This window comes from Longitalea luteola, assembly GCF_017356035.1.
Lineage (GTDB): Bacteria > Bacteroidota > Bacteroidia > Chitinophagales > Chitinophagaceae > Niastella > Niastella luteola.
Map to the genome: position 1 here is coordinate 605,386 of NZ_JAFIQX010000003.1, position 25,726 is coordinate 631,111.

The following is a 25,726-nucleotide window of genomic DNA, read 5'->3' on the forward strand; positions in this document are numbered from 1 at the left end:
GACTGATATGCAAGCTATAGGAAAATACAGGTGGACCATTTGCGGACTTGTCTTCTTTGCCACCACTGTGAATTACCTCGACCGGGCGGTGATCAGCTTACTGAAAGGCACCCTAACCACAGAAATGCATTGGGATGATGCCGATTATGCCAATGTGGAAATTGCTTTTAAGGTGGCCTATGCCATCGGCTTATTGCTCGCAGGACGGGTTGTTGATAAACTGGGCACCAAGATCGGGTATGCACTGGCAACCGCTTTATGGAGCCTTTCTGCCGTTGCGCATGCATTTGCCACCAGTGTTCTTGGCTTTGGTGTAGCAAGAGCGGCATTGGGCGTGAGTGAAGCCGGTAACTTTCCTGCAGCTATTAAAACAGTGGCAGAATGGTTCCCGAAAAAAGAAAGAGCATTGGCTACCGGTATATTCAATTCCGGCGCGAATGTAGGTGCTATTCTGGCGCCGTTAACAGTACCCTTCATAGCAGAAAAAATGGGCTGGCAATGGGCATTTATCATTACCGGTGCATTGGGTTTTGTATGGCTGGTCCTGTGGTTCATGTATTATGAAGTACCCAAAAGACAAAAGAAATTATCACAGGCTGAATACGAATACATTCACAGCGACAAAGACGAAACACCGGTTCTTGAGCAGGTTAAACCAGGCGTGTCATGGTTCAAATTGCTCGGTTTTCGCCAAACCTGGGCTTTTGCCATCGGTAAATTGCTTACAGATCCCATCTGGTGGTTCTATCTCTTCTGGTTACCCGATTTTCTGACGAGCGAATACGGCGTTCAGGGCACTGATATGGCCCTGCCGGTGGCCCTGGTGTATACCATGTCTACGGTAGGAAGTATATTCGGTGGCTGGTTGCCCATGAAATTTATCAGTAATGGAATGTCTACCTACAGAGCCCGGAAAACATCCATGCTTATTTATGCGTTCTTCGTTATTCCTATAATTTTTGCACAGTTGGCTGGTAATTTAAATATGTGGCTGGCAGTAATTATCATTGGTATTGCAGCTTCTGCCCACCAGGCGTGGAGCGCTAACATCTTCACTACTGTAAGTGATATGTTCCCCAAAAGAACAACCGGTTCAGTAACCGGTATCGGCGGAATGTTCGGTGCTGTAGGCGGCATCCTGTTATCGGCCGCAGTACAGAAGAACCTGTTTGTGCATTACCGCAGTATCGGTAAAATTGAAATTGCCTATTACATCATGTTTGCAGTATGTGGTGGCGCTTACCTGCTGGCCTGGTTGATCATGCACTTCCTGGTGCCACGGGAAAAAAGAGTAGAAGTATAAAAGAACTTATATAGAATATTGAACGGGGAAGTAGCCGGTAAAACGGTTCCTTCCCCGTTTTATTTTAAATCCATTTAGCCTGGTGCCATGCTGCCAAAACGCATTAAAAGCGTAAGAATCATTTTTATTGTGCAAGCATAAAAAATGCGTAAAAAAGTCACATTAAGGGCAAATTGCGCCCCAGGGATTCGAATAATTCGAAAATTTTGGAATCTAATGGCGTTTATTGATCGTCGTATAGAAGAATTTTGTAAATTAGAAATAATCTAAATCGACTGTTATGGAAAGAGCCTACAAATGCTGTCAATCCTGCGGTATGCCTATGAAACGGGATGCTGGTGGCACTCATGCGGATGGCACCAGAAGCACGATGTATTGCAGTCACTGTTTTCAGGATGGGAAATTTACAGTGCGTAACATTACAGTTGATGATATGAAGGAACGGGTAAAAGGAAAATTAAAAGAGGTTGGCTTTCCTGGTTTCCTGACCGGCTTTTACACCCGTAACATACACAAACTGGAGCGCTGGAAATCACATCCCCTTGCTGTAGAATAAATATACCTTCAGCAGGGCGTTATTATGAACACAGATCTATTGCAATTCTCCACCCGAAAATTTTAAGGTGCTGTCCGTAGGCCGGATGGCAAATGACTTGTTTTTGCAGTATCGTAAAAAGGTATTGCCGGCTGACTGTTGCTCCTGGTCCACGAGGGTCGCGAGGCAGTTTGTTATCGGGTTGCTGGATTATTTTTTAAATTGTGGTAATATAGAAGACCAGGATATTGCTGTGGCCACTGCGACCAACCAGCCATCCTTAATTACTGCAATGAAAAAAATACCAGTCCTGTTAACCGGCTTCCTGTTATTGACCCTTGTATTGCATGCCCAGGAAGGTGAATCGAAATATTTTGTTGAGCTGGCTGCCGGCTCCTCTTTTCCCATAGGGAAATTTGGTGAAAGGTCATTCAGGAGTCCATTGGAAGATGATGAACCTGCGGGTTTGGCCAAACCGGGTCTGCAACTTCAGGCCGCAATAGGATATTATATTGCTGAAAATTTCGGTGTGTTGTTATCGCCGGGCTACAGCATTCATGCGCAGGATGGATCCGGTTATGAAGAGTACCTGAAACAAAATACCGGTGGAATGGGCGCACCACCTGCATCTCGTGTGGAGGTGGATGCTGAGCGTTGGAAGCTTCTGAAACTAATGGCAGGTGGTTTTCTGGTAACTCCGCTGACAATGGAGGAAGACCTGGTATTGCAAACGAAAATAACGGCCGGCGCCTGTAAAACAGCTGTTCCGGCGTTTAATTTCAATGCCTATAGTGATCAGGCCGGAAGCTCATATGCCGGCAGAACAGATGAAACCTCACTGAACTGGGCCTTTTGTTACCAGGTAAGCCTGGGACTGAAATACCGGTTGAATAAAAGACTGCATGTGCTGTTTGATGTTAATTCCTTCAATGCAACAACTTCCAAAGAATATACATTTACCTTCCCATTCTCGCCCAATCCGGTTCCTGCCAGAACAGAAAAAGTAAAATACAGGCTGGCGGAAGTGAATATCATGGCGGGCGTAGGGTTTGCTTTTTAGGAATGACTTTGCATTAATCCGCCAACTTACTAATCTCATTCTAATCCGGTGTTTATTTAGTGAATGTATCTTTGCGGCCACACAAGCCTGGGACCTTTTGCCCATATCTTTCTACTTGTCATACAATACCGGTACAACCCTCAAAATGGAATTCGACCACCATTGGGTATTGTCATAATGCCAGGCTGTTAATAAAATATGAAGCAATTTATCAATGTGCTGCGCAGCCGCCTCAAACGTATCTATGACCGGTTGCAAAATGAAAAGTTCAAAAACAATCTTTTACAGGCCATACCCTTTTGGATCGCTTCTGTTATCACAGGGCTTATTGCGGTTTTTTACGCCAAATTATTTTCCTGGGCTGAAATGGGTACAGAGTGGGTGCTGCATCATGATGTGCGCTGGCTGTTTATTGTAATGCCCTTTTGTTTTGTTATCGCCTGGTGGCTCGTGTATAAATTTGCCCCGAATGCGCGTGGAAGCGGTATTCCCCAGGTGATCGCTGCGGTAGAGCTGGCTACGCCCAGGGAGATCCATAAAGTGAAAAAGCTGTTGAGCGTGCGGATCGTCATTGTAAAAATAGTATCGAGCATCATCATGGTATTTGGCGGTGGGGTAGTGGGGCGCGAAGGTCCTACCATCCAGATCGCCGGCTCTGTATTCAGGACCATCAACCAGCTGTTGCCATCGTGGTGGCCCAAGATCTCGAAACGGAATATGATCAAGGCCGGCGCTGCGGCCGGACTGGCAGCCGCTTTTAATACACCGCTGGGGGGTGTGGTGTTTGCCATGGAGGAAGTGACCCGCACGCATATAAGTTATTTTAAAACGGCTTTGTTCACCGCCGTGATCATTGCCGGTTTAACGGCACAGGCATTACTCGGCCCATACTTATACCTGGGTTATCCCGATGTAAGCAATTTATCAGGTTATATTTTCTTTGGGGTCATTGCAGTGGGCATTGTTACCGGTTTATTGGGGAGTACCATGGCCCGCGTGATCTTAAGTATCATGAAATGGACAAGATCACTCGTATCTGTGCCTAAAAGGGTCCTGTACATCATTGGGTGTGCCCTGGCCATCGCCACCCTGGCCTGGTTTGTAGGTTCCCATGCCTTGGGATCAGGCAAGGAGATCATGACCCATGCTTTGTTTACCAATGATAAACACCTGCCCTGGTATATGCCATTGATCCGGATCGTTGGCCCCATATTATCATTCACTACCGGGGCTGCCGGCGGCGTGTTTGCGCCTGCATTAACGGCCGGCGCCAGCATAGGCGCCGTGATGGGCGAATGGTTCCACGTAACAGGTACCAATGTGAACCTGTTGATCCTGGCAGGTATGGTGGGTTTTCTCACAGGCGTAACCCGTACGCCATTTACGTCTGCTATACTGGTGCTTGAAATGACCGACCGGCACAATGTTATCTTTCACCTGTTGCTGGCCGGTATGATCGCCAGCATGGCGGCTTACCTGATCGACCGGCATTCATTCTACGATCATTTGAAAATGCTTTTTATCCACGATCTGCATCACGAAGATCTTACCCTTGAAGAAAATACCTCAGGTCCCCGGAAGGATTTGGAAACTGATAAAGAAGAGATTAATTAAGAGCCTTATGTAACTTATAGCAAACCCGTGCTGCGCTCAGGCGTTGCACGGGTTGTTTATTAAATTAAAACTCGTCAACAAATTAGTCATCAACTTTTCAACTTATCCGAGTCCCATCCTTTGAACTGGATCAGGTTATCAAAATCGAGCGAGAAACCTTTTTTAAATACAATGGCTGTTCGCAGGTTAAGCCAGCGGCGCAGCAATGGCAGGTGATGCCTGTTGCGTACTTTCTTTTTGAATGTATGTTGTAATTCAGCAACCAGCAGTTTTTTGTCGCGTTCGCCATTTTCCTGAACAGTCCTCAGGAGTTTCAGTGATAACACGCCTACAGCAGCGCCGGTCATAAACAGCAGGTTCCACTGCCCGCGGCCGAAAAGATCAATTACAAAATGACTTGTAAAGAAGTCGGCCAGTAAACCACCCGCCAGCGGAGCAGTAGCAGAGAAAACAGCGGTAACGATATTTTTCGAGACCAGGTACACAATGCCTTCTTCGGCAGGCGCCAGCTTCAAGCCGATATTTTGCAAGGCAAGTGTAATGCCGGCATTGGAGGCGCCCATCAGTATATGCATGATCACCAGCAGCGGAAATAATACTGCTGTGCTCATGATGCCTATTACCGACCAGGCCATGACGCAACCAATGTACACAGGAGCACAAATACGTATAATGGTCTTGTTGCTGAACCGGTCTGAACACCGGCCCCACAATTTTATTGACGTGATGCTGCTCAACTGGCTGACAATGTTCAGGCTGATGACATATACGAGGGGCAGGCCCAGCGTCTTCATCATGTACACAGAAAAGAAGGGGGTTACCAGGTTGAAGGCAAAGATCCAGCAGGAATTAAAGACCAGCAGCTTCCGGAAATTAGGTACTGTAAGCGGTTTGCTGAACAGCTTTATAATGTTGTCATGAATGGGTTTCGATTTTGGTTCAGGCGTACGGGCGAGGGCATATACTCCCCACAGGCCGGTAGCGCCGCTGATGATGAACATGCAGCAATAAGCCGTGATCTCATGCGCAGGATAGTGTTCCTTGATATAATCAATGGTCATGGCGATCAACAGGCTGAGCGTAACGTTCAGGATCTGCATGAGGCGGCTGCGATGTGAAAAATAACTGCCCAGTATTTGTTGCGGAATCAGATCGCGCATCCACGAGTTCCAGCTGCCGCCGGCAATGGAGGCGAACAGGCACTGAAACGTTAAAATACAGATCAGGGCAGAAACGCTGGCGCTGGCGGAGAATAACAAAGGCAGTGTTCCTATTACCAGCAAAGGAATACGGGCGCATAATGCGCCGATTACGGTAATAGCACGCCGGTTATTGAAACGCTGAACCAGCCACACAGATACCAGTTGAAATATATTGGTGAAAGTGGGAAGGGCTGCCAGTATACCTATCTGAACATTGGAAGCGCCCATGTATAATGCAATGGCTACGAGGAAAGTGCCTGCTGTAAGGGTACTCATGGTCTCTGTTGCCAGGCCATCCTTTAAAATTAAATGCAGCCCGGTCTTTACCTGGGCGTTGGTTAATTGATCAGATGGTTGAAGTTTTTTCACAGCATCTTAATGGATACACAAAATTAACGCTCATATTAGGAACGAATTTTAAATGTGGATATTATAACATGCTTTTAAATATTCCCGCTTATCGGGCTTAACGCTTAATGCTTAACGGCGGTCGTCTGTTGTTTTCATATAGCTCAGGCACAGAAAGCCGGCCGGCAAACAGGGCATTTTGCGTTTCGCGTTAAGCGTTCTGCGTTCAGCATTCAGCATAAAAGAAGCCATCTGCCTGCGGCAAATGGCTCCATAAAATAAAGACGGTCCTTAAACAGCCTTTATGTTTTATCGCCGACTACTAATTGGTTGGGTTGATCATCAGATCATGATCAGTTGTCATATTTTTCAGTGCTTGCTTTAACATTCGCATCTTCTTCTGCGATTTTGGTCAGCAGGTTGTCCGTCATTTTTTCTTCTGCCAGGGTTTGGTCCAACAGCTCAGCCACATCATCATGCCCCATGGTACGGGCTAACGTTACCAAACCACCGTAGGTGGCAATTTCATAGTGCTCTGCTTTTTGTGCTGCAAAAATCAAACCCACATCGCGTTGTGCACTTCCATCATCAGTTTCATCAATGATATCTGACCCTTCTTCGATAATACCCGACATGGCAGGGCATTTGAGTGCACGCGGCTCTTCGCCCAACAAGCGGAATATATTTTCGAGGCGGGTCACATGATTTATGGTTTGCTCCAGGTGGTCATTAAATGCTTGCTTTAAGCGGGGTGATGTAGCTGCATCTGATAGTTTGGGTAATGTTTTTACCAATTTCTTTTCTGCCCAGTACACATCCTGCAATTGTTGTAAAAAGAATTGATGCAATTTTGAATCGGGCATAACCGAAGCGCGGGCTGTTGATTGGGAACCTGCATTAGTTTGAATAGCCATACAAAGTGTTTAATAGAATTATAAAAAAGGGGCAGGGTTTAATTTCTTTTAACAGTGCTTGCGAAGGTGTAGGTTGCAATTATTATACCCCCGATCGTACGTTATTAAATGGGGATCGATGTTGCTGAAGCAGAAGCGATCGATGAACCATGGTATGAGGAAGATCATGTGAGAAGTGATAGGTTTGCATTTATTTTGAGCAGTATTGATAATGTAGTTCACCTGGTATTATCTTGAAAACCAAAGACGGTATTCAGGTGTTTATATCCTGTAGATGGACTGTGGAATGCCTCAATGGCCATTTGGTAATCAATGAGATAGTGGAGGATATGCACTGAGAGATCACATAAATGAGCCAACTGGCCAAAAAAAGATCAGGAACAAATGAAAAAAGACATTACAAACAGGGCCGACATTCAGTTACTGGTAGATTCCTTTTACAACAAGGTTCGGGCCGATGAAACGATCGGGTACCTGTTCAATGATGTAGCCCGGGTGAACTGGGAGCATCATTTACCCCGCATGTATGATTTCTGGGAGAACATCCTTTTTCAAACCGGCAGCTTTAAAGGCAATCCCATGGTGGTTCACACCCAACTGCACCAGAAATCACCGTTGAACAAAGCACATTTCGACCGGTGGCAGCAGCTGTTCATGGCAACGGTTGACGAATTATTCGATGGTGAAAAGGCAGAAATTATCAAACAGCGCGCCCGCTCCATTGCCACCATGATGCTGATCAAGGTAACGCCCTCCAACGATCCCAGATCTGTTTTGTAAGCTGCGTATAATAAAAAAAGTCCTCCCGCCAGCTGGCGGAAGGACAATACTTTTGGCGGGTTCCAAAAGACGGGTTTTACGGATTTCATTGGAATTGGATCAGGGTACGTCTCAATAAGGTCATAGGGTGTCGGAATAAAACGGGCTCGGGTTGGGAACTGCAAGGGTACGTATTACGCTTAAAGCTTACCGCTTATTACTCAACGCTTGATTTTCGTTGCTGCCAGGCTTGCTTCACAGAAGCCAGGCGATGGCGCAGTTCGCGGACAGGTTTTGCTTTAAGGTTTAGCGTTCAGCGTTCTGCTTTAGGCGATCTTTAGTTTTCAAAGGATACCATGTATGCTCACTGCTTTGGCTGAGATCCGGGTTTTCAGCGTTTGGCGTTTGCGTACTATGGATTGATTTCAAAGGATACGATCTTCGTTATTTCAGTTAAGGTTTAGGGGTTTCAGAGGTTAGCGCTATTTGTTTGCTTGCTGATGTAAAAGTACAACCTGGAACAGGCGGTTTGCAAATTTCGGTTAACCTGTTTGTGTAGAATATCCGTATTGTTTAAACGGTGCTACAGGGTAGTATGTAGCGTTAGTAGCCAATGAATAATGGACAATAGGCAGTTGGCAATAGACAATAGACAAAAGGGCAAAAAGGCAACGAGGCAAAAAGGAACAGTCAAATACAATAGGCAATAGACAATGGACAAAAGGCAAAAAGGCAATCGGCAAACGTGAAACGGCAAACGAGAAACGGAAAAAACGCAGCTTACAGGGCTCCGTATCGTCTCTCACTAATAAGCGTTAATTCAATAACTCAAAACTCGTCAATCGGCAACCGGCAATGCTGGCCCGTGCGGCGTTCAACGTTTTGCGATCAATGTTCTACGTGCAGCTCCTTTACTGGTAACAGTCAACCAGTGATCTCTTTTGGGTGTACTATTAGTCCGCGCTGGCTTTTTGCCTTTTGCGTTCAGCGTTCCGCGTGCAGCGTTAAGCGTTTGGCGTTAGGCGCCTGCCTGCCGGCAGGCAGGTTCCGCGTTCTAAGGGTTTTTAATTTTTGACAATCCACAAATCTTGTTTACATTTAAACTGCAAACCAAGCTCTGATTGTAGCATAGCATTTTATTACTACTATAAAACTAACGAGCTATGCCACGCCACAGTCTGCAAAAACACCTCGGGCCTTACACGATCGACAAGGCATTGATACAACGGGTTGAAGGATATATTAACCGGAACATTCCACGCATTCTGTTACTGAATCTCGAAAAAGGTAAAGACAACCCCCTGAGCCCATTCATCACCATTACCATTCAGAAGCAACAGGGTAAAGAAGTATTACGCTCTATCGATGAATACGGGTATGAACTATTTGATGAGAATGTAGAGGAAGTGTCGGTTGAACTGGTGCATAATAATGCATTTAATTTCTGGGGACAAAAGGTGATCGTACTTATAATGACTTTCAACGTCGAAAGCGGCTATTGCGATCTCTCGATCGCCCTGCATGAAGAAGATCCCACCGATAAGGTGAACATTATTGAAAAAGGTTTGAAAGGGGTGATGAGCCGGAATAAAAAGCTGCTGCCCCTGACGAGGTTCTTCAGGTAACACCGGGCTTGTGTTGTTTAATGTTTTCAATAAAAAAGCCCTCCTTACGCATCGGAGGGCTTTGTTATGAACAGGTGTGCCACCTTTTCAAGGATGGCACACCTTATTTTTTATTTGTTATCAAGCGCAGTGTTGATCAGGAACACCAGGTTGGTGCGGTGCGCCTTCGTTTCTTCATTTACAGAAACCGCAGTGCCCAATTGTGTTTTGATCTTCTTCAATGTATACAGCGCTGCTGCCTTCGATACATCATCGAACTGCTGGCTCTTGGGATCCACCATGGCAACCAGTTGCCGTACAAAATAGGTTTGCAGGCACTGGCGGTAAATGTTCACATTGGTTGCAATATCCGCACTAAAGATACCTTTTTGCAGATCGCTCATCATGCTGGCAACACTGTACTGGTTGCCATATAAACGGGTATTGGTGATTCGCTGCAAAGTGGCGCCATGCAACAGGTGCGTGAGTGCACCAGTGGTTTGTATGGTCATCAGATTTTCGGTAATGCGAAAATCATCTCCGGTGCTGTTTTGGGTAAAGGCCCGGCGTTGCGGTTGCAGGTAAGCAAATACCGCATCATCGGCATCAAATGCATTGGGTGCAAACACATATTTGTTCAGCATGTCCATAGCCCTTTTTTGCGTGGCCAGCGGCACCGGTGTATACGGTTTCACGCCTGGTTTCTGCTCTGGGTAACTTCTGTCGATATAAATTCCACCGATATACCGGCTTAAAGCAGATGCCATGGCATAACGCTGGCTGAGCAATGTTCCGTAACGTGTGCGCAGTTCAGCATAAGATTGTCCCTCTTTAGAATATTTTGCTACCAGCTTGCTCATCGTCTGGTTCACTATTTTAAAGCGGTCTTCCGCATAACCGATGGCGTCGCTGGTAAGCTCATTGATATTTACCCGGGGATCCATGGCTTTACCAGGTGCACGCATATCATCGCCATCATTGCCAAACATTAATTGTGGTTCGGTGCTGCGTGCGGTGATCTTTTTCAAACCCGCGGCTTCCTCACCTTCATTGAACTCCGTATAACCGTATTGAATAGCCCAAATATCGTAAGGACCCGCCTTGGTTGTATAATAATCACCCTGTTTGCTTCTGTCCAATGCAATATTGATGGCAGGATAATCCATTACAGAACCGATCAATCCCAGTTTATGGGTGATCTCGGTGTTGTTGACCTCGGCAGGAGACAGCATCTGGCTTGCTTTCATATTGTGGTTCAGGCCCAGCGTGTGTCCCATTTCATGCAGGATGAGGTAAGTAAGGAACTGCTTGTGCATTTCTTTTACTTCACTGGCTGAAGCGCCGCTGGCATCGAGCACGGTCATACCCGTAAGCAATTGGCTTTTCAGTTCGCCGGCCAGGGTGCAATGGGCGGCATGGTTCGGATCCATACCCGGGAATTGCAGATCGCCCGCAGCGGCCGTGGTTTTGAACAGTTCATCGAGCACCGGCGTGGCGCTTCCGGAGAACCACTCAATGGTGATATCGGCGCCAATGATCTGTCCGGTCTTCGGATTTACAAAGCTGGGACCGATAGCGCCATACGTAGGCTGCGCTGAAGACACCCAGCGAATAACATTATAGCGGATGTCGGCAGGATCCCAGTCGGCATCATCTGGCATGATCTTCATTTGAACGGCGTTCTTGAAGCCGGCTTTTTCAAATGCTTCATTCCATTTTAACCCGGCGTCGATGATCGTTTGGCGGTATTCATGCGGGGTAGTATTTTCTATCCAGTATACGATCGGTTCAACCGGTTCGCTCAGTTCGGCGGCGGGATCTTTTTTCTTCAGGAACCAGCGGTGTATATGGTCTTTGTAAGGTACCGGGCTGATGCTGGTTTGGTCGTTCACTAATTGCGAGAAATAACCTATCCGCGGATCGTCGCGGCGCGGACGGAAATCATTTTTCGGCATTTCTATCAGGCTGTGCTGCATGCGAACGCGTACATAACGGGCATCAGTAATGTCTGTGCTGCCTGAATTGTAGGGGCTGGGATTGTCATAAGCCAGGTCTACAACAATGTCGCTGTTGCTGGGGAAGGAGCGAAGCGTGGTATAGCGCGATTTGGCCGGGTTTAAATTACCCAGGTTAAAGATAGCTGTAGGCGGAATGCCAATAGGCATAAGCGGTTTTACAGGATCGAGTTTTTCGCTGATGAACAGGCCGTCGGCACTGATAAGATAACCGTCTGCATCTTCAGCAACCGTCTTTTCTACCAGGAATACCGCTTCGGGTTTGTCTACCAGCGCCGTTTTGCTCACCGGGTTGTTGGGATCGTACCAGAACCGCGTATTCACCCGGGAGAATTCCAGTTTATCGAATGCTTTCTGGATCTTGAAAACCAGGGTAGCGCGGTGCATGCTCTGGTTCAGGTACAGCTGGTTTGGACCATTGATAGAAAAGCTCTGGTAAATATATTCTTTTCCAAGTTGATCTTTTTTCACATATAGTTGAACAGTACCGGTTGCAGTATCCTGGTACAGGGTAAAAAGGCCATCGAATTTGCGGCTGGTTTTCACTTTGTCGGAAATGCCGGCAGGTTTTTTCTGTTTGGCAGTAGTGTCGGTCAGTGGCGGAGGCATAGGAGCGGCTCCTTTTTTCTTATCCTGGGCACGAGCAGCAAGAACCAGCAAACCCGGCGACAAAATCAGGACCATCAGGAAATTTTTCATACATGTGTTTTTAGGTATTTCAATATACAGATGCTTTCTGCTTGGTTGAAATTTTTGGGATGGACGCCGGAAATTTAAGGATAGACGCTAATTTGATAATTAGCAAATTTGATAATGTGATAATGAATACAGCTGGTGTATACTAAAGGCAGCGGACCGTAAGCAAGAGGTATTTCCGGCAACTGGTAACCATTACCTGGTAATTGGTTTTTCATTATCAAATTATCGAATTATCACATTATCACATTAATTTTGGGCTATGGGAGTATGGAGACAATTGCAGGAATATTTCTATTTGAAGAAACGGGATCCCAATGCGCCGCACACGCCCTGGATGCGCTATATGCATGGAATAAACAGGATATCGCTGTTCATGTTCCTGATAGCGATCATTGTGATCATTATCAAACTGCTCCGTTCTTAACAGACTTTGAGGTTTGAACCTTGATTCCAAACCTCGCGCCATCGGCTTTAAACTGTATGCTTCCGAACTGTAAACTTTGAATTGTAAGGGGAACGTTACTTGCTTTGCAGGAAGGCAACGATACTGGCGGCTGCTCTTGCAGACGCATGACCACCCTGGCCAAGCAATTGCCGCAGATCGGCATAATCTTCCTTCAACTGGCGCTGCGTTGTTTCATTGGTGAGCAGGGCATCCAGTTCTTTACGCAGGTTGGCCGGCGTTAGTTCGTTTTGAATGAGCTCTTTCACCACCGGTTTATCCATGATGAGGTTAACCAGCGAAATGTATTTTACTTTTATAAGACGTTTGGCGATCTGGTACGAAATATTGCTGCCCTTGTAGCACACCACCTCGGGTACGCCGAACAGGGCGGTTTCCAGTGTGGCGGTGCCGGAAGTTACCAGGGCTGCCCTCGATTGTAAAAGCAGGTTATAGGTAGCATCGCGCACTGAAGAAACATTGGGGTACATAGCCAGGATGGATTCATAAAAGCTGTCTTCCTGTCCAGGCGCTTTGGCAACAATGAACTGGCAGGCAGGGAACATCCGGCTTACCTCCAGCATGATCGGCAGCTTTTTCAGGATTTCCTGTTTACGGCTGCCGGGTAATAATGCAATGATGGGTTTGTTGCTTAAAGGCTTACCGTCTGGTGTAAGCTGGGCTTCTTCCACCACCTCGATCAGCGGATGTCCCACATATTCCACTTCCCAGTTCCATTTGTTCCTGTAATATTCTTTTTCGAAAGGAAGGATCACCAGCATTTTATCAATGCATTGCTTCATTTTATGAACACGGTTCTCTTTCCACGCCCATACCTGTGGTGAAATATAGTAGATGACTTTGTAGCCCTGTTGTTTGGCCCATTCGGCTATGCGTAAATTAAAACCCGGATAGTCGATCAACACAAGCGCATCGGGCTTGTATTTGCTGATATCGTCTTTGCAGAACTGCAGGTTTTTCAGAATGGTGCCCAGGTTCTTGGCCACTTCCCAGAAACCCATAAAAGCCAGGTTGCGGTAATGTTTTACCAGTTCACCGCCGGCTTGCTGCATGCGGTCGCCGCCCCAGCAGCGGATGGAAGCTGCGGTATCTGATTTCCTGATCTCTTTGATTAAATTACTGCCATGCAAATCTCCTGACGCTTCACCTGCTATAATGTAATAACGCATGGGGTAAAGATAGGTTAACTAGTTGACAAGTTAACCAGTTGACGGGTTAACGAGTTGACAGGTTAACCAGTTGATCAGTTGACAGGTTGATAGGTTGCAGGTTACAAGTTCCAGGTTGCAGGGGCAGCGGGCAGTAAGCATTTTTGAGCTTACAATAGAGCCCTGTACCCTGTATCTTGTAACCTGTAACGCCTTACTACATTCAATTAGTTTCCAGCATTTACTACACGCTTCTACAGAATGAATTTAAGTAACAACGCGCCAATTGCATAAATAAGCGTAATGGCAAAAATGCCTTTGGCGGTTTTGTCGCGGCGGGTATTGATGTAAAAAGTGAACAGGGCGATATTCAACACCAGGCAGGGAACAGAAATGGCAGTGATCTGATTTTTGTTGTCGGCTATAAAAATTAAACAATCCTTCACGGAGAACGTGGGATAGAATTTAATAAAATAATAGGCTACAAGGCTTAAAAGGGGGGCTATAAAGCCCAGCAACATGCCAAAGCGGAGGTTGTCTTTTTTGAACATTACAGTTTCCAGGTTTTTTCGAGCTTATCTTTCAGTTGATAGTTGGTCAGGTCAAATTGCACCGGTACAACGCTCACATAATTATTGGCAAGGGCCCACACATCAGTATCTTTCCCTTTGTCGAAATTTACAAACTCACCGGTGAGCCAGTAATATTTACGGCCATTGGGGTCGTTGCGTTCGATAAAATCCTCTTCATATTTCGCATAGGCCTGGCGGCAGATACGGATACCTTTGATCAGGTCGGGGGCAACAGGTGGGAAGTTTACATTCAATACCGTATGTTTCTCCGGCGTGCTTTGCAGCATCTGCTCAACAATGATCCGGGCATATTGGCGGGCAGCGCTAAAATCGGCTTCAATACTGTAATCCAGCAGCGAAAAACCTACCGAAGGAATGCTTTCAATGGCAGCTTCCACGGCGGCCGACATGGTGCCTGAGTAAATAACGTTGATCGAGTGATTGGCCCCGTGATTGATGCCGCTCAAACACAGATCGGGTTTACGGCGCAGGATCTTGTCAACGGCCAGCTTAACGCAATCAACCGGCGTGCCGGAGCACTGGTAGGCTTCAACCCCATCAAAGAACGTGCTCACCGGGCTCAGCCGCAGGGGCTGACCAATGGTAATGGCATGACCCATGCCTGATTGTGGTTTATCGGGGGCAACAACAATTATCTTTCCGAGATCTTTAACTGCTTCTACCAGATTGTGTATACCCGGTGCTGTTATACCATCGTCATTAGTTACCAGAATAACGGGTTTCGCTGCATTTGCTGCTTTCTTCTTTTTTGCCATATCTTATAACAAAAATGCTGAAAATTTCCATCAATTACGTTAAATACACGAAATAAGTGCAAGGCAGATCGATCCCGTGAATTATGGTTTGGATATCCTTACCTCCTGATTAAAACGATATTATTCCACGAACATTATAAATCTGCATACTATTTTATCGGCAATCGTCAAACGGCAGGATGGCAATGCCTGTCGCCATGCACCGCGAGGTACCGATCCGTGACCGGCGTTGGGGAAAGAACCCCGGTTTCCGGCCGGTAAAAAGCGGCGACCACACACCTTGAACTTTGAACCGGGAACTGTAAGCTCACCACTGTGAAGTGGTTTACGGGGGTAAAATTTCGTGGAATTTTGGCAGCTTTCCGCTACCTTTGCAGCCGATTAAAACTACAGGTAGGTTTATTGATTGTATTTCATTGATTTTTAAAATGTTACAGAAGAATTTACCTGGCAGTGATCAACTAATCAACTTTGCAACATGGCAGGTCAGTTAAAAGAAGTTCGTAATAAGATCAAGGCAACCCAGAATATGCAGCAGATTACCAAAGCAATGAAAATGGTAAGCGCTGCCAAATTGAGAAAAGCCCAGGATGCTATCGTTCAGATGCGTCCTTATGCCCGCAAATTGCAGGAGGTGCTGAGCAATATCGTCAGCAGTGCAGAAAGTGATGCAGGCATGTCACTGGCCGTAGAACGTCCGGTAGAAAAAGTGTTACTGATCGTTATTACCAGCGACCGCGGATTGTGCGGAGCTTATAATGCCAATGTAATTAAACTGGCCCGTACCACCATCCAGGAAAAATATGCAGCCCAGCAGGCCAAAGGCAACCTGCATATCTGGGGCATTGGTAAAAAAGGAACTGAATTCTTCCAGAAAAATAAATACAAGGTCAGCGATGCGCACAAAGACCTGTTCCTGAACCTGAAGTTCGAGAACGTACAGGCTGTTGCCCAGGCTGCTGTAAAAGCATTCGAGGCAAAAGAGTACGATGTAATTGAGCTGATCTACAGCGAGTTCCGTAATGCAGCCGTGCAACGTTTCGCAGTAGAGCGTTTCCTGCCTATTCCTAAAGTTGAAAAGAAAGAAGGCGCTAAAAAGAGCGACTTCATTTTCGAACCTGCCAAAGACCAGCTGATCGCTGAGCTGATGCCCAAGATCCTGAATACACAATTGTACAAAGCAGTACTCGATGCCAATGCTTCTGAACATGGCGCACGGATGACTGCTATGGATAAAGCCAGCGAAAACGCCAATGAATTATTAAAGCACTATAAAATATCTTACAACCGGGCTCGTCAGGCAGCCATCACGACCGAGTTGACAGAGATCGTGAGTGGTGCAGCGGCATTACAAGGTTAAGACAGTTTATAGTTTATAGTTGTTGTTACCTGCTAACAACAGCTATAAACCGCAAATAATAAACTTCAATAATGGAAATTTCCAACCTGATACCCCATATAGAGGCGTTAATCTTTGCCAGTGAAAAGCCACTCACAACTTTGGAGATCACTGACCTCATCAATAATGCCTTTGGCTTTATGGAGGATAAGATCACGCTCGATCAGATTGAATCGGCCATTGAAGGGATACTCGAAAAGTATAAAGCAGAATTCTATCCCTTTGAAGTACGCGAAAGCGGGGGTGGTTGGCAGTTCCTTACCAAAAGAGATTTCCATAAGACCGTTGCCCAGTTAAACGGTGATAAATTCCTGAAGCGCCTGTCTACAGCTGCACTGGAAACCTTAAGTATCATTGCTTACAAACAACCGGTCACCAAGTCTGAAATAGAGGCCATCCGCGGGGTGAGCAGTGATTACGCAATTCAAAAATTACTTGAAAAGGACCTCATTGTTATAACAGGCCGTAATGAAAACCTGCCCGGCCATCCGCTGGTGTATGGTACCTCCAAGAACTTTATGGACTATTTCGGCCTCAACTCGCCCGAGGACCTGCCCAAACTGAAAGAAGTATTCGACGATAGTATTGTAGTACCTACACCTGTTGAAGGCGCCAACCCGGCTGCACCCGCCGAAAGCAGCGAGGCTGAGGCGGAAGGCATCCTGCCTTCTGAGAACGGCGCCTACCTGAATGGTACTGAAATAACCTTTACAGAAGAAGAGACGGAAGACGAAGGCGCTACACCGGCCGAAGGCCAGGAGGCATCGGATATTGTAGATGAAAGCGAGATGGCCGAAGATACCTACGAACAGGATACCGATGAAGAGGCCATAGCCGAAGAGGCCGAAGCACTGGATGAAGAAGCAGATGAAGTGCTGGATCAGATCGCAGAGGAAGGCTATGAAGAGGATGAAGAAGAAAGCTCCGAAGGCTTTGAAGAAGAAGAACCATACATTACGCCGGAAGCGGAGGACGAGGAATATGCCGGTGATGATTCTACCTCCTTTAAAGTAGACGACAATGGCGAGCTCATAGAAGAACCTGCAGCATCGGAAGATGCGGAGGAAGAGGAAGAAGACGAGGATGAGGACGATGAGGCAGAAGACGATAAAGAGGCTGAAGAAGAGGCGGATGATGACGACGAGGATGAGGAAGGGGAGGATGACGGAACTGAAGAAAAGGACGGGGATAAAAAGTAAAAAGAACAATTTATACAAACGAGCGCATCGGCCAACCGGCCGATGCGTTTTTTTATGCCCGATGCTTAAGGCCCGTGATGCCCGCCGCCATCGAATTTCGGGTTTTTGCGTTCAGCCTTAGGCCTTGGGCATTCAGCGTTTTCGCTTTTGTTCTTATATTCGCATACTTATGGCACAGCAATTATCAAGAGAGTTTTTAACGCAGGTAGCTAATGAATTCGGTACCCCTGTGTATGTTTACCATGCCGAAAAGATCAAAGAGCAATATGAAAAGCTGCAAACCGCTTTTTCAAAGATCAATGCCCGTTTTTATTATGCCTGTAAGGCGCTTACCAATATTAATGTTTTAAAGTATGTAAACAGCCTCGGCGCCGGGGTAGATTGTGTGAGCATTTATGAAGTAAAGCTGGCCCTGAAAGCAGGTTTCGATCCTAAAAACATTCTTTATACACCCAACTGTGTCGACTTCCAGGAAATTGTGGCCGCCAAGGAACTGGGTGTTAATATCAATATTGATAATATCTCCATCCTGGAGCAGTTCGGTAACAAGTTTGGGGGAAGTTATCCTATTTGCATCCGCCTCAACCCGCACATTATGGCCGGTGGTAATTTCAAGATCTCTACCGGGCACGTAGATAGCAAATTCGGGATCTCCATTCACCAGATCAGGCATATCGAGCGCATTATAAAAAGTGCGAAATTGAAAGTAACCGGCGTACATATGCATACCGGTAGCGAGATCAAAGATATTGGTGTATTCATGGAAGGACTGGAAGTGATGTTTGAAATAACCAGCCATTTCCCTGACCTGGAGTTCATTGACCTGGGCAGCGGCTTTAAAGTACCTTACCAGCCCGATGATCCGGAAACAGATGTAAATACGCTGGGCCAGAAAATGGCGGTGGCCTTTAAGAATTTTGAGAAAGAAAGCGGTAGAAAACTGCAGGTATGGTTCGAACCGGGTAAATACCTGGTAAGCCAGTGCGGTTACTTCGTGGTTAAGACCAACGTGGTAAAACAAACTCCGGCTACCGTTTTTGCAGGCGTGAACAGCGGTTTCAACCATCTTATCCGGCCGATGTTCTATGACGCCTATCATCATATCGAAAATATTTCCAACCCCAACGGCCCTGAAAGGATCTATACGGTTGTAGGTAATATTTGTGAGACCGATACTTTTGCCTGGGACCGTAAACTGCATGAAGTGCGCGAAGGCGATTACCTGGTGTTCTACAATGCAGGTGCCTATGGATTTGAAATGTCATCCAACTTCAATAGCCGCCTGAAACCGGCCGAAGTACTGGTGAAAGACGGCAAACCGCACCTCATACGCAAACGCGACGAGTTTGAAGACCTGTTAAAAAATCAGATTGAAGTTTTATAGAATAATCCCGACGATACCGTCGGGATTTTATTTTATATTCACTTATTCTAAGTTTTAAGTATTAAGTTCTAAGTTTTAAGTTATTCAGTTCATAAGTTATTAAGTTCATGAGTTTGCAATTAATCGCGAGACTGAATAACTGAACAACTGAATAACTGAACAACTGAATAACTGAACAACTGAATAACTGAACAACTGAATAACTATTCAATGCCAAACAAATTCATACAACAACTCAGCAATCCGGTATTATTCAGGTTATACCTTTTCTGGAAGCTGCCTGCCGCTTTTTTTTCGGGTGTGCGCGTCAGGGAGATCGATGAACAGCATTGTATAGTGACGGTTCCGTATAAATGGTTCTCGCAAAATCCTTTCCGCTCAACTTATTTTGCGTGCCTGGCGATGGCGGCGGAAATGAGTTCGGGGTCGCTGGCAATGGCGCATGTATATGGCCGCAAGCCGGCCGTCTCTATGCTGGTAGTGAAGTTTGAGGCCAGTTATTTTAAAAAAGCCACCGGGCGCACCCGCTTCGAGTGCCGGGATGGAAAATTGTTATCAGGTGCCATCGAGCAGGCCATTGCCACCGGGGAGCCGCAGGTTTGCACCACAACGTCGACCGGCATAAACAAACAAGGTGATAAAGTAGCAGAATGTTTGATAACCTGGTCGTTCAAAACGAGGGTTCGTGAATGATGAATAGTAAATGGGTTGGTTACCGGTGCCCGGTTTCCAGAGCCTTAAAGCAGGACGCCTGCCAATACTCGGATTGCTTTAATTTTTCCCGGTAACTGGTACCCGTTATCTGGAAACCGTTTAGAAAAAACGAAGGCAACCAGGCAAAGCTTTGCAAACTAAAAACGCTAAACAAGAAATTACTGTAAATGAAGATCGCATTTCATGGCGCCGCCCGCACGGTTACGGGATCGAAGCACCTGCTTACATTGAGCAATGGCCGCAAATATTTACTCGATTGTGGTATGTTCCAGGGATTGGGCCAGGCCACGAGCGGGTTGAATCGTCACTGGGGCTTTAATCCGTCAGAAATACATCACCTGATCTTGTCGCATGCGCATATCGATCACAGCGGATTGATCCCCAAACTTACCAAAGACGGGTTCACCGGGAATATTTATTGTACGCCGGCAACCAGGGAACTTACCGAGATCCTGTTGGTAGATTCGGCCGAAATTCAGGAAGACGATATCAAGTATGTAAATAAGAAAAGAGCCGCAGAACGCCAGCCCTACCTGCAACCACTGTATACGGTTGAAGACGCGGAAAATGCATTCCAGTTCCTGAAAGCAGTTGATTATGGCCAGTGGCATGCGATCGATGACTTTGTTGAGCTGATGTATACCGATGCCGGTCATATCATTGGCAGTGCCGCGATCAACCTGCGCATTAAGGAAAATGGTAAGGTAACGCACCTTACGTTCAGTGGCGATGTAGGCCGTTATCGTGATGTGATCCTGCGTTCACCGGCTGTATTTCCGCAGGCCGATTATATCATCCTGGAAAGCACCTATGGCAACAGCCTGCATGAACTGAATGTAACCACACCCGATCAACTGCTGCAGTGGATTGAAAGGACCTGCCTGCAAAAAAGGGGGAAACTGATCATTCCCGCCTTCAGTGTGGGCCGCACACAGGAATTGTTGTATCATTTGAACCAGCTGGAGCTGGAACGCCGCCTGCCCGATCTGGATTATTTTGTTGACAGTCCGTTAAGCGTAAAGACCACGGAACTGGTTAAACGTTACCCGGCATATTTTAATAAGAACATTCAAAAGGTGCTGGAGGCTGATGCTGATCCGTTTGCTTTTAAGGGATTGAGATTTGTAAAAACGGTACAGGAGTCGAAACTGCTGAACTTCCGCAATGAGCCCTGCGTGATTATTTCCGCCAGCGGTATGGCCGAAGCCGGACGGGTAAAACACCATATCAGTAATAATATCGAGAACAGCCGCAACACCATTCTTATGACGGGCTATTGCGAGCCCGAATCATTGGGTGGCCGATTGTTATCGGGTCGTAAGGAAGTGCACATTTTCGGGGTAGAACACGAAGTGCATGCCGAAGTATCGGCCATTCATAGTATGAGCGCCCATGGCGATTATGAAGACCTGAGCCAGTTCCTGGCCTGCCAGGATCCGCGTCAGGTGAAGCGTTTATTCCTGGTGCATGGCGAATACAACGTACAGCAGCAGTTCAGACAGCGCTTACTTAAAAAAGGGTTCACTGATGTTGAGATACCGGAGGTGCATTATGAGATAGGATTGACGTAATACAATTGGCTAGTTTGATAATTTGTTGACGTGCTATGTCTTAAGCATGTGAGTGTTTTAAAAGCGAAGCTCAATTGCAAGCCTTATTGGACTTTGTATTCCATTAGCACATTGGCTCCTCAGCACATACAAAAAGCCGCCTCACGGGGCGGCTCTTAAATTCTATGATCTTTGGGTAGTCTCTGAGTAAATTTCAATTCATCTATAGGTCCAGATTTTCTTGGGTTGGTTTCTTTCGGATTGTTGGATCTTAAACGGTTGGATTTTTCATCGGATCAGATTGTTTAGGGTTTTTTCTCGAGGAGATTTTTTTGTTGGTTTTCATGGATTGTTGGACAAAACGGGTACTAGGTCTTTCGGGATCTGAAGGCTCCGTGACGCCTCCCTTTGGATTTCCCTTTTAGGATTTTGGTTTTCACAGGAATTTCGATCTTCTACAAAGGTGATCAATCTTTACCCTTCGTTCAATTTTATTCGACTAATAAGTGGAAACCTTCGATATTTAGGCGTAAAACGCCTAAAGCTTCAGCTAAAGGTTTAATGCTGCTTCCGTATTTGCGACTGCTGAACCTTTGGCCTTGCTGGTTGAGCGCCTGCCTGCCGGTAGGCAGGTTTTGCGTTGAGCGCCTGCCTGCCGGTAGGCAGGTTTTGCGTTAAGCGTTAAGCGTTCGGCGTTCAGCGTTGAGCGTTGAGCGTTCAGCGTTTTGCGTTTTGCGTTGAGCGTTCCGCGTAAAAAAAGAAACCGATCCACTTTTGGCAGATCGGTACCTTTAATGAAATCCGTTTCATGAGCAGGCTGGAGATTTAGTTCACACTAGTTTTCATAGCGTATGGATTCCACTTTTCTTCCGTTTCAGGGATAGGGTTTATAATTGATAACCGTCACAATTAATACTTTATAGAGATATTCAGGGTTCGGTGATTAGGGGCTGTCGCCTGAACAAAGATGGTCAGGAACACCGGCAAAGAGAAAAATATTAGCTCTTTGGGGTCATAATGCCGGTAAATAACTCGAAAACTTCGATGAAAATCAGATGATGTTTAAACGCTTTAAAACGTCGGCTTTGTGCGCCTTACTAACAGGGATCTCGTTCCCCTTGATAAACAGATCGTTCTCGCGGATATCGTCTATCTTATTGATATTTATGATGTAAGAACGGTGAACCTTGATAAAGCACTGGCGGTTCACTTTCTCTTCCAGGTTCTTGATCGTGTTATGGGTAATGTACTTTTTGTCGGGGGTCACAAACTTTACATAATCGCCCATGCTTTCAATAAATAATATATCATCATTGTTCAGCCGAACGAGCTTGCCGTCGCATTTAATAAAAATATGATCGGTTGCCGTACTGCTGATATTATTTTCTCCCGCAGCTGTTGTGAGTTTGTTCAACGCTTCCTGGAAACGCTGATACGTAAACGGCTTTTTCAAAAAATCTGTGACATTGTATTCAAATGCGTTATAGGCGTATTCAGATTTGGACGTGGTAAGTATTACTTTGGGATAATAAGCCAGTTGATCGAGCAGGTCAAAGCCGGTAGCACCGGGCATTTCAACATCCAGGAACAATATGTCAACGGAATTTTTGTTGAGGTACTCCAGCGCCTGTTCTACATTGGTGAAATGTCCTTTCACTTGCAGCAATCCACTCTTCTCACAGCATTTAACCAAATAATCGGCAGCTACTTGCAGGTCTTCAACAATGACACAGGTCCATTTCATAGTAAATTGGAATTGAATTCTTTCAACTTATTATACTCCGATGCGATCAGTTCCTTGCTGGCTGCTAATGTAACCACAATTTGCTGATATTCTGACGTCAATTCATTCGAAGTAGTTGCTTTTTGACAAAAATCTTCAAATTCCTTGCACGATTGCTGCACCGTTGGCAATCCAACAAAACCAAACGTCGGTTTCATTTTATGTATTGCCTTTCTAAGGTCAGATAAATTACCGGCGGTAAAAGCCTGTTGAATGGCATAAAGATCATTATCAAAATGCGTGAGGGTGGTGCTGAAGATCTCTTCTATGTACTGGTAATCATCTTCATACAGGCTATAAAGATAATCACTATCAATTTTTTCGTTGAAAATGAATTTTTTAGAGAAATTTGATCCACTCATTGGAAAATAGTTTATCCATTTTTTCGTTAAATTAGTTGTCCGTAGACAGAACACCTTTCGTTCTAATCCAATAACTCTATGAAGGAGAAAATATTATATCTTGTCTGGTCTATTTACAGGGATATAGTGCACACTGGCCTGCATGAGGGTGTTTCCAAAGACTTACGTAAAAGGATCATCCGCTTCAACCAGTTCATACTGCTTGCTCTGCTGTTGAACTTTTTCTCCGTTTTTTCCTATTTCTATCACAAGCTATATATAAGTGCGTTAGTAAATATAACGGCTGCTTATTTTTTTCTGCTGGCATTTTATTTCGGTTCCAAACGAAAGCTCGAGACCGGCCGCATCATTGCAGTGATCAATATAAACCTATACCTGATCGTAATATGTTATATTGAAGGGTTGCGGGCAGGGGAGTACCTGCTGTATTTTCCCTACTTCGTGGTGCTGACGTTTGTGGTTAGTATCCGCCGCAATTTTAAAGAACTGTTATCGGTATATTCCATCACGGTCATAGCGTCGTTGTGTTGTGTGAAGATTTGTCCGTACGTAAATAATATCCAGAACATCAACGAAGCCCTGTATACCCAGTTGTACAGCGGCAACCTGGTTATTTCGCTGGCCATGACCATCATTTTCTCTTATTCCATTTTACAGGTGAATAAAGACAATGAGGTGGCTATTCTGCAGGAAAAAACCTTTGGGGATACCATCTTCAACACCTCGCTCGACGGGGTATTTATTATTTTCAGCCAGTCGAATATTATTGCCAGTTGTAATAAACGGGCGTTGGAACTGTTTGAAGTGAGTGAGAAACGCGAGATAGAAGGCACCAATATAGAAGTATGGTTCGAAGAGCATCACATTAAACAGTTCAACTCAATAAAAGAAAGCCTGTCGGGCGAATCGCGGCCCTGGCAGGGTGAGCTTACCCTTACGGCCAAAACTGGCCGCACTTTTTATGGCTTCGTGAGTGTGGTGCCTTTTACGTATAAAGATACCGGCTACACCAAGATCAGTATCCTGGATGTATCGAATGTGAAGATGGCCGAGTTTGAACTGATGAAAGCCAAGGAAAAAGCAGAATCGGCGGCCAGAACCAAATCGCGTTTCCTCAGTAATATGAGCCATGAGCTGCGTACGCCGCTGAATGGGATCATTGGCGCCTCGAACCTCTTGCTGCAGGAAGAGCACCTGCCATCACAGGTACAGCACCTCGATATTCTGAAGTTCTCATCAGAACATATGATGATGCTCATCAATGATATTCTCGACTACAACAAAATGGAAGCCGGGAAAGTGGAGCTGGCGGATGTGCCTGTAAATATTAAGGAATTCATGCAGAAGCTGGCTTCCCAGTTCTCGCCCCAGATAAAAGCAAAGGGACTGGAATTTAAAGTGGATATTGATGACCGGCTCGACCTGGAATTTTATACCGATGAAACACGATTGAACCAGGTGCTGAGCAACCTGCTGGCCAATGCCCTGAAGTTTACGCACCAGGGCACTATCACCATGGCGGTTCGTAAATTGTTCTCCTCAAGCGCTAAATCAACGCTGCAGTTCATCGTGATGGACACCGGCATTGGTATTCCGAAGAACAAGCATAAAGAGATCTTCGACAGCTTTACCCAGGCAGATGTAAATACAACGCGCAAATATGGTGGAACCGGCCTTGGACTGGCCATCACCAAACGCATTGTCAATATGTTTAACAGCGACCTCTTACTGGAAAGCGAAGAGAATAAAGGCAGTGCTTTTCACTTTACAGTTGAGTTGAAGATCTGTGAGAACAGAAAGCGCTATATTGAAGAAGAGAACATCAAACACCTTGATAAACTGGAAGGCATCAGGTTGCTCATTGCAGAAGACAACCCGGTTAACCTTTCCATTGCAAAAAGATTTTTAACCAAGTGGGGCATACAGGTGAGTGAGGCAACCAACGGCCGTGAAGCGCTGGCCCAGTTCAGGAAAGGACAGTTCGACCTGCTGCTGATTGACCTGGAGATGCCGGAAATGGATGGCGCCACTGCTTTGAAGGAAATTCGCAAGATCAATAATTCAATACCAGCTGTAGCTTTTACGGCAGCGGTATACGATAATATGCAAGCCGATCTGTTACAGAAAGGATTTACGGATTTTATACATAAACCTTTCCGGCCCGAAGAATTGCATTCGAAGATCTCTTATTTAGTATCCGCATTACGTGCCTAGAATGTATTCGTTTATTAAGAGGCCGGGGTCAGAAGCCCGAAGTCAGAAGTTAGAGGAGTCTGTTTCCGGCTTCAGACTTCCGACTTCTGAATCTGGGTAACCTGAGACT

21 protein-coding genes are annotated in these 25,726 nt (G+C 45.8%); 13 read left to right on the plus strand and 8 right to left on the minus strand.

Annotation, left to right across the window (positions count from 1 at the left end):
• The first annotated feature begins 7 nt into the window (after window positions 1-7).
• The 4 genes from JUB15_RS10970 (at window position 8) to JUB15_RS10985 (ending at window position 4,512) form a co-directional block, all read left to right on the plus strand.
• Window positions 8-1,303 (plus strand): MFS transporter, encoded by a 1,296-nt coding sequence (locus tag JUB15_RS10970; protein WP_207512505.1) that lies wholly within the window; start codon window positions 8-10, stop codon window positions 1,301-1,303.
• A gap of 280 nt (window positions 1,304-1,583) precedes the next feature.
• Entirely contained in the window at window positions 1,584-1,859 is a 276-nt protein-coding gene (locus tag JUB15_RS10975) for a zinc ribbon domain-containing protein (RefSeq protein WP_207512506.1), read from the plus strand.
• Between the two features lie 271 nt (window positions 1,860-2,130).
• Window positions 2,131-2,898 carry a hypothetical protein gene (locus tag JUB15_RS10980; RefSeq protein WP_207512507.1) on the plus strand — a complete coding sequence of 256 codons (768 nt, stop codon included), beginning with the start codon at window positions 2,131-2,133 and terminating at the stop codon, window positions 2,896-2,898.
• Between the two features lie 198 nt (window positions 2,899-3,096).
• The gene (locus JUB15_RS10985; protein WP_207512508.1) at window positions 3,097-4,512 is read left to right on the plus strand and encodes a chloride channel protein; all 1,416 of its coding nucleotides are present in this window, start codon (window positions 3,097-3,099) and stop codon (window positions 4,510-4,512) included.
• An 89-nt stretch (window positions 4,513-4,601) separates the two neighbouring features.
• Here JUB15_RS10985 and JUB15_RS10990 read toward each other — a convergent pair whose 3' ends face one another.
• Window positions 4,602-6,083, minus strand: a complete 1,482-nt coding sequence (locus JUB15_RS10990) for an MFS transporter (protein WP_207512509.1) — start codon at window positions 6,081-6,083, stop codon at window positions 4,602-4,604.
• 332 nt (window positions 6,084-6,415) lie between these two features.
• Entirely contained in the window at window positions 6,416-6,976 is a 561-nt protein-coding gene (locus JUB15_RS10995) for a YciE/YciF ferroxidase family protein (RefSeq protein WP_207512510.1), read from the minus strand.
• Window positions 6,977-7,360: 384 nt separating this feature from the next.
• On the opposite strand from JUB15_RS10995, the gene JUB15_RS11000 reads away from it, so the two are divergent.
• A complete protein-coding gene (locus tag JUB15_RS11000) occupies window positions 7,361-7,756 on the plus strand; it encodes a group III truncated hemoglobin (RefSeq protein ID WP_207512511.1) in 396 nt (131 codons plus the stop codon).
• A gap of 1,142 nt (window positions 7,757-8,898) precedes the next feature.
• Entirely contained in the window at window positions 8,899-9,360 is a 462-nt protein-coding gene (locus tag JUB15_RS11005) for a hypothetical protein (protein ID WP_207512512.1), read from the plus strand.
• Window positions 9,361-9,470: 110 nt separating this feature from the next.
• Here JUB15_RS11005 and JUB15_RS11010 read toward each other — a convergent pair whose 3' ends face one another.
• A complete protein-coding gene (locus JUB15_RS11010; RefSeq protein ID WP_207512513.1) occupies window positions 9,471-12,053 on the minus strand; it encodes a zinc-dependent metalloprotease in 2,583 nt (860 codons plus the stop codon).
• Between the two features lie 259 nt (window positions 12,054-12,312).
• Between JUB15_RS11010 and JUB15_RS11015 the strand changes: the two genes are divergently transcribed.
• On the plus strand, window positions 12,313-12,477 hold the full coding sequence (locus JUB15_RS11015) for a DUF6728 family protein (protein WP_205509120.1): 165 nt from the start codon (window positions 12,313-12,315) through the stop codon (window positions 12,475-12,477).
• A gap of 95 nt (window positions 12,478-12,572) precedes the next feature.
• Here the strand turns inward: JUB15_RS11015 and lpxB are convergent, their stop codons facing one another.
• From lpxB to surE, 3 genes are all read right to left on the minus strand, one after another.
• A complete protein-coding gene (lpxB, locus tag JUB15_RS11020; protein WP_207512514.1) occupies window positions 12,573-13,685 on the minus strand; it encodes a lipid-A-disaccharide synthase in 1,113 nt (370 codons plus the stop codon).
• Window positions 13,686-13,918: 233 nt separating this feature from the next.
• The gene (locus JUB15_RS11025; RefSeq protein WP_207512515.1) at window positions 13,919-14,215 is read right to left on the minus strand and encodes a hypothetical protein; all 297 of its coding nucleotides are present in this window, start codon (window positions 14,213-14,215) and stop codon (window positions 13,919-13,921) included.
• Complete coding sequence (surE, locus tag JUB15_RS11030) at window positions 14,215-15,012, minus strand: 5'/3'-nucleotidase SurE (protein WP_207512516.1); 798 nt, start codon at window positions 15,010-15,012, stop codon at window positions 14,215-14,217. Before surE ends, JUB15_RS11025 begins: the two co-directional genes overlap by 1 nt.
• Before the next feature lie 478 nt (window positions 15,013-15,490).
• Here surE and atpG point away from each other — a divergent pair, with 478 nt between their 5' ends.
• From atpG to JUB15_RS11055, 5 genes are all read left to right on the plus strand, one after another.
• Window positions 15,491-16,372 carry an ATP synthase F1 subunit gamma gene (gene atpG / locus JUB15_RS11035; RefSeq protein WP_207512517.1) on the plus strand — a complete coding sequence of 294 codons (882 nt, stop codon included), beginning with the start codon at window positions 15,491-15,493 and terminating at the stop codon, window positions 16,370-16,372.
• 71 nt (window positions 16,373-16,443) lie between these two features.
• Complete coding sequence (gene scpB, locus JUB15_RS11040; RefSeq protein ID WP_207512518.1) at window positions 16,444-17,610, plus strand: SMC-Scp complex subunit ScpB; 1,167 nt, start codon at window positions 16,444-16,446, stop codon at window positions 17,608-17,610.
• Window positions 17,611-17,779: 169 nt separating this feature from the next.
• Window positions 17,780-18,994, plus strand: coding sequence for a diaminopimelate decarboxylase (lysA, locus tag JUB15_RS11045; protein WP_207512519.1), 1,215 nt, complete (start codon window positions 17,780-17,782; stop codon window positions 18,992-18,994).
• A gap of 210 nt (window positions 18,995-19,204) precedes the next feature.
• Entirely contained in the window at window positions 19,205-19,687 is a 483-nt protein-coding gene (locus JUB15_RS11050; RefSeq protein ID WP_207512520.1) for a DUF4442 domain-containing protein, read from the plus strand.
• A 188-nt stretch (window positions 19,688-19,875) separates the two neighbouring features.
• Complete coding sequence (locus tag JUB15_RS11055) at window positions 19,876-21,279, plus strand: MBL fold metallo-hydrolase RNA specificity domain-containing protein (RefSeq protein WP_207512521.1); 1,404 nt, start codon at window positions 19,876-19,878, stop codon at window positions 21,277-21,279.
• Between the two features lie 1,030 nt (window positions 21,280-22,309).
• Here the strand turns inward: JUB15_RS11055 and JUB15_RS11060 are convergent.
• Together JUB15_RS11060 and JUB15_RS11065 are read right to left on the minus strand one after the other, a co-directional pair.
• Window positions 22,310-23,002, minus strand: coding sequence for a LytR/AlgR family response regulator transcription factor (locus tag JUB15_RS11060; protein ID WP_207512522.1), 693 nt, complete (start codon window positions 23,000-23,002; stop codon window positions 22,310-22,312).
• Window positions 22,999-23,403 (minus strand): Hpt domain-containing protein, encoded by a 405-nt coding sequence (locus JUB15_RS11065; RefSeq protein ID WP_207512523.1) that lies wholly within the window; start codon window positions 23,401-23,403, stop codon window positions 22,999-23,001. The genes JUB15_RS11060 and JUB15_RS11065 overlap by 4 nt, the downstream gene beginning before the upstream one ends.
• A 78-nt stretch (window positions 23,404-23,481) precedes the next feature.
• Here JUB15_RS11065 and JUB15_RS11070 point away from each other — a divergent pair, with 78 nt between their 5' ends.
• Window positions 23,482-25,617, plus strand: coding sequence for a hybrid sensor histidine kinase/response regulator (locus JUB15_RS11070; protein ID WP_207512524.1), 2,136 nt, complete (start codon window positions 23,482-23,484; stop codon window positions 25,615-25,617).
• Window positions 25,618-25,726 lie beyond the last annotated feature (109 nt).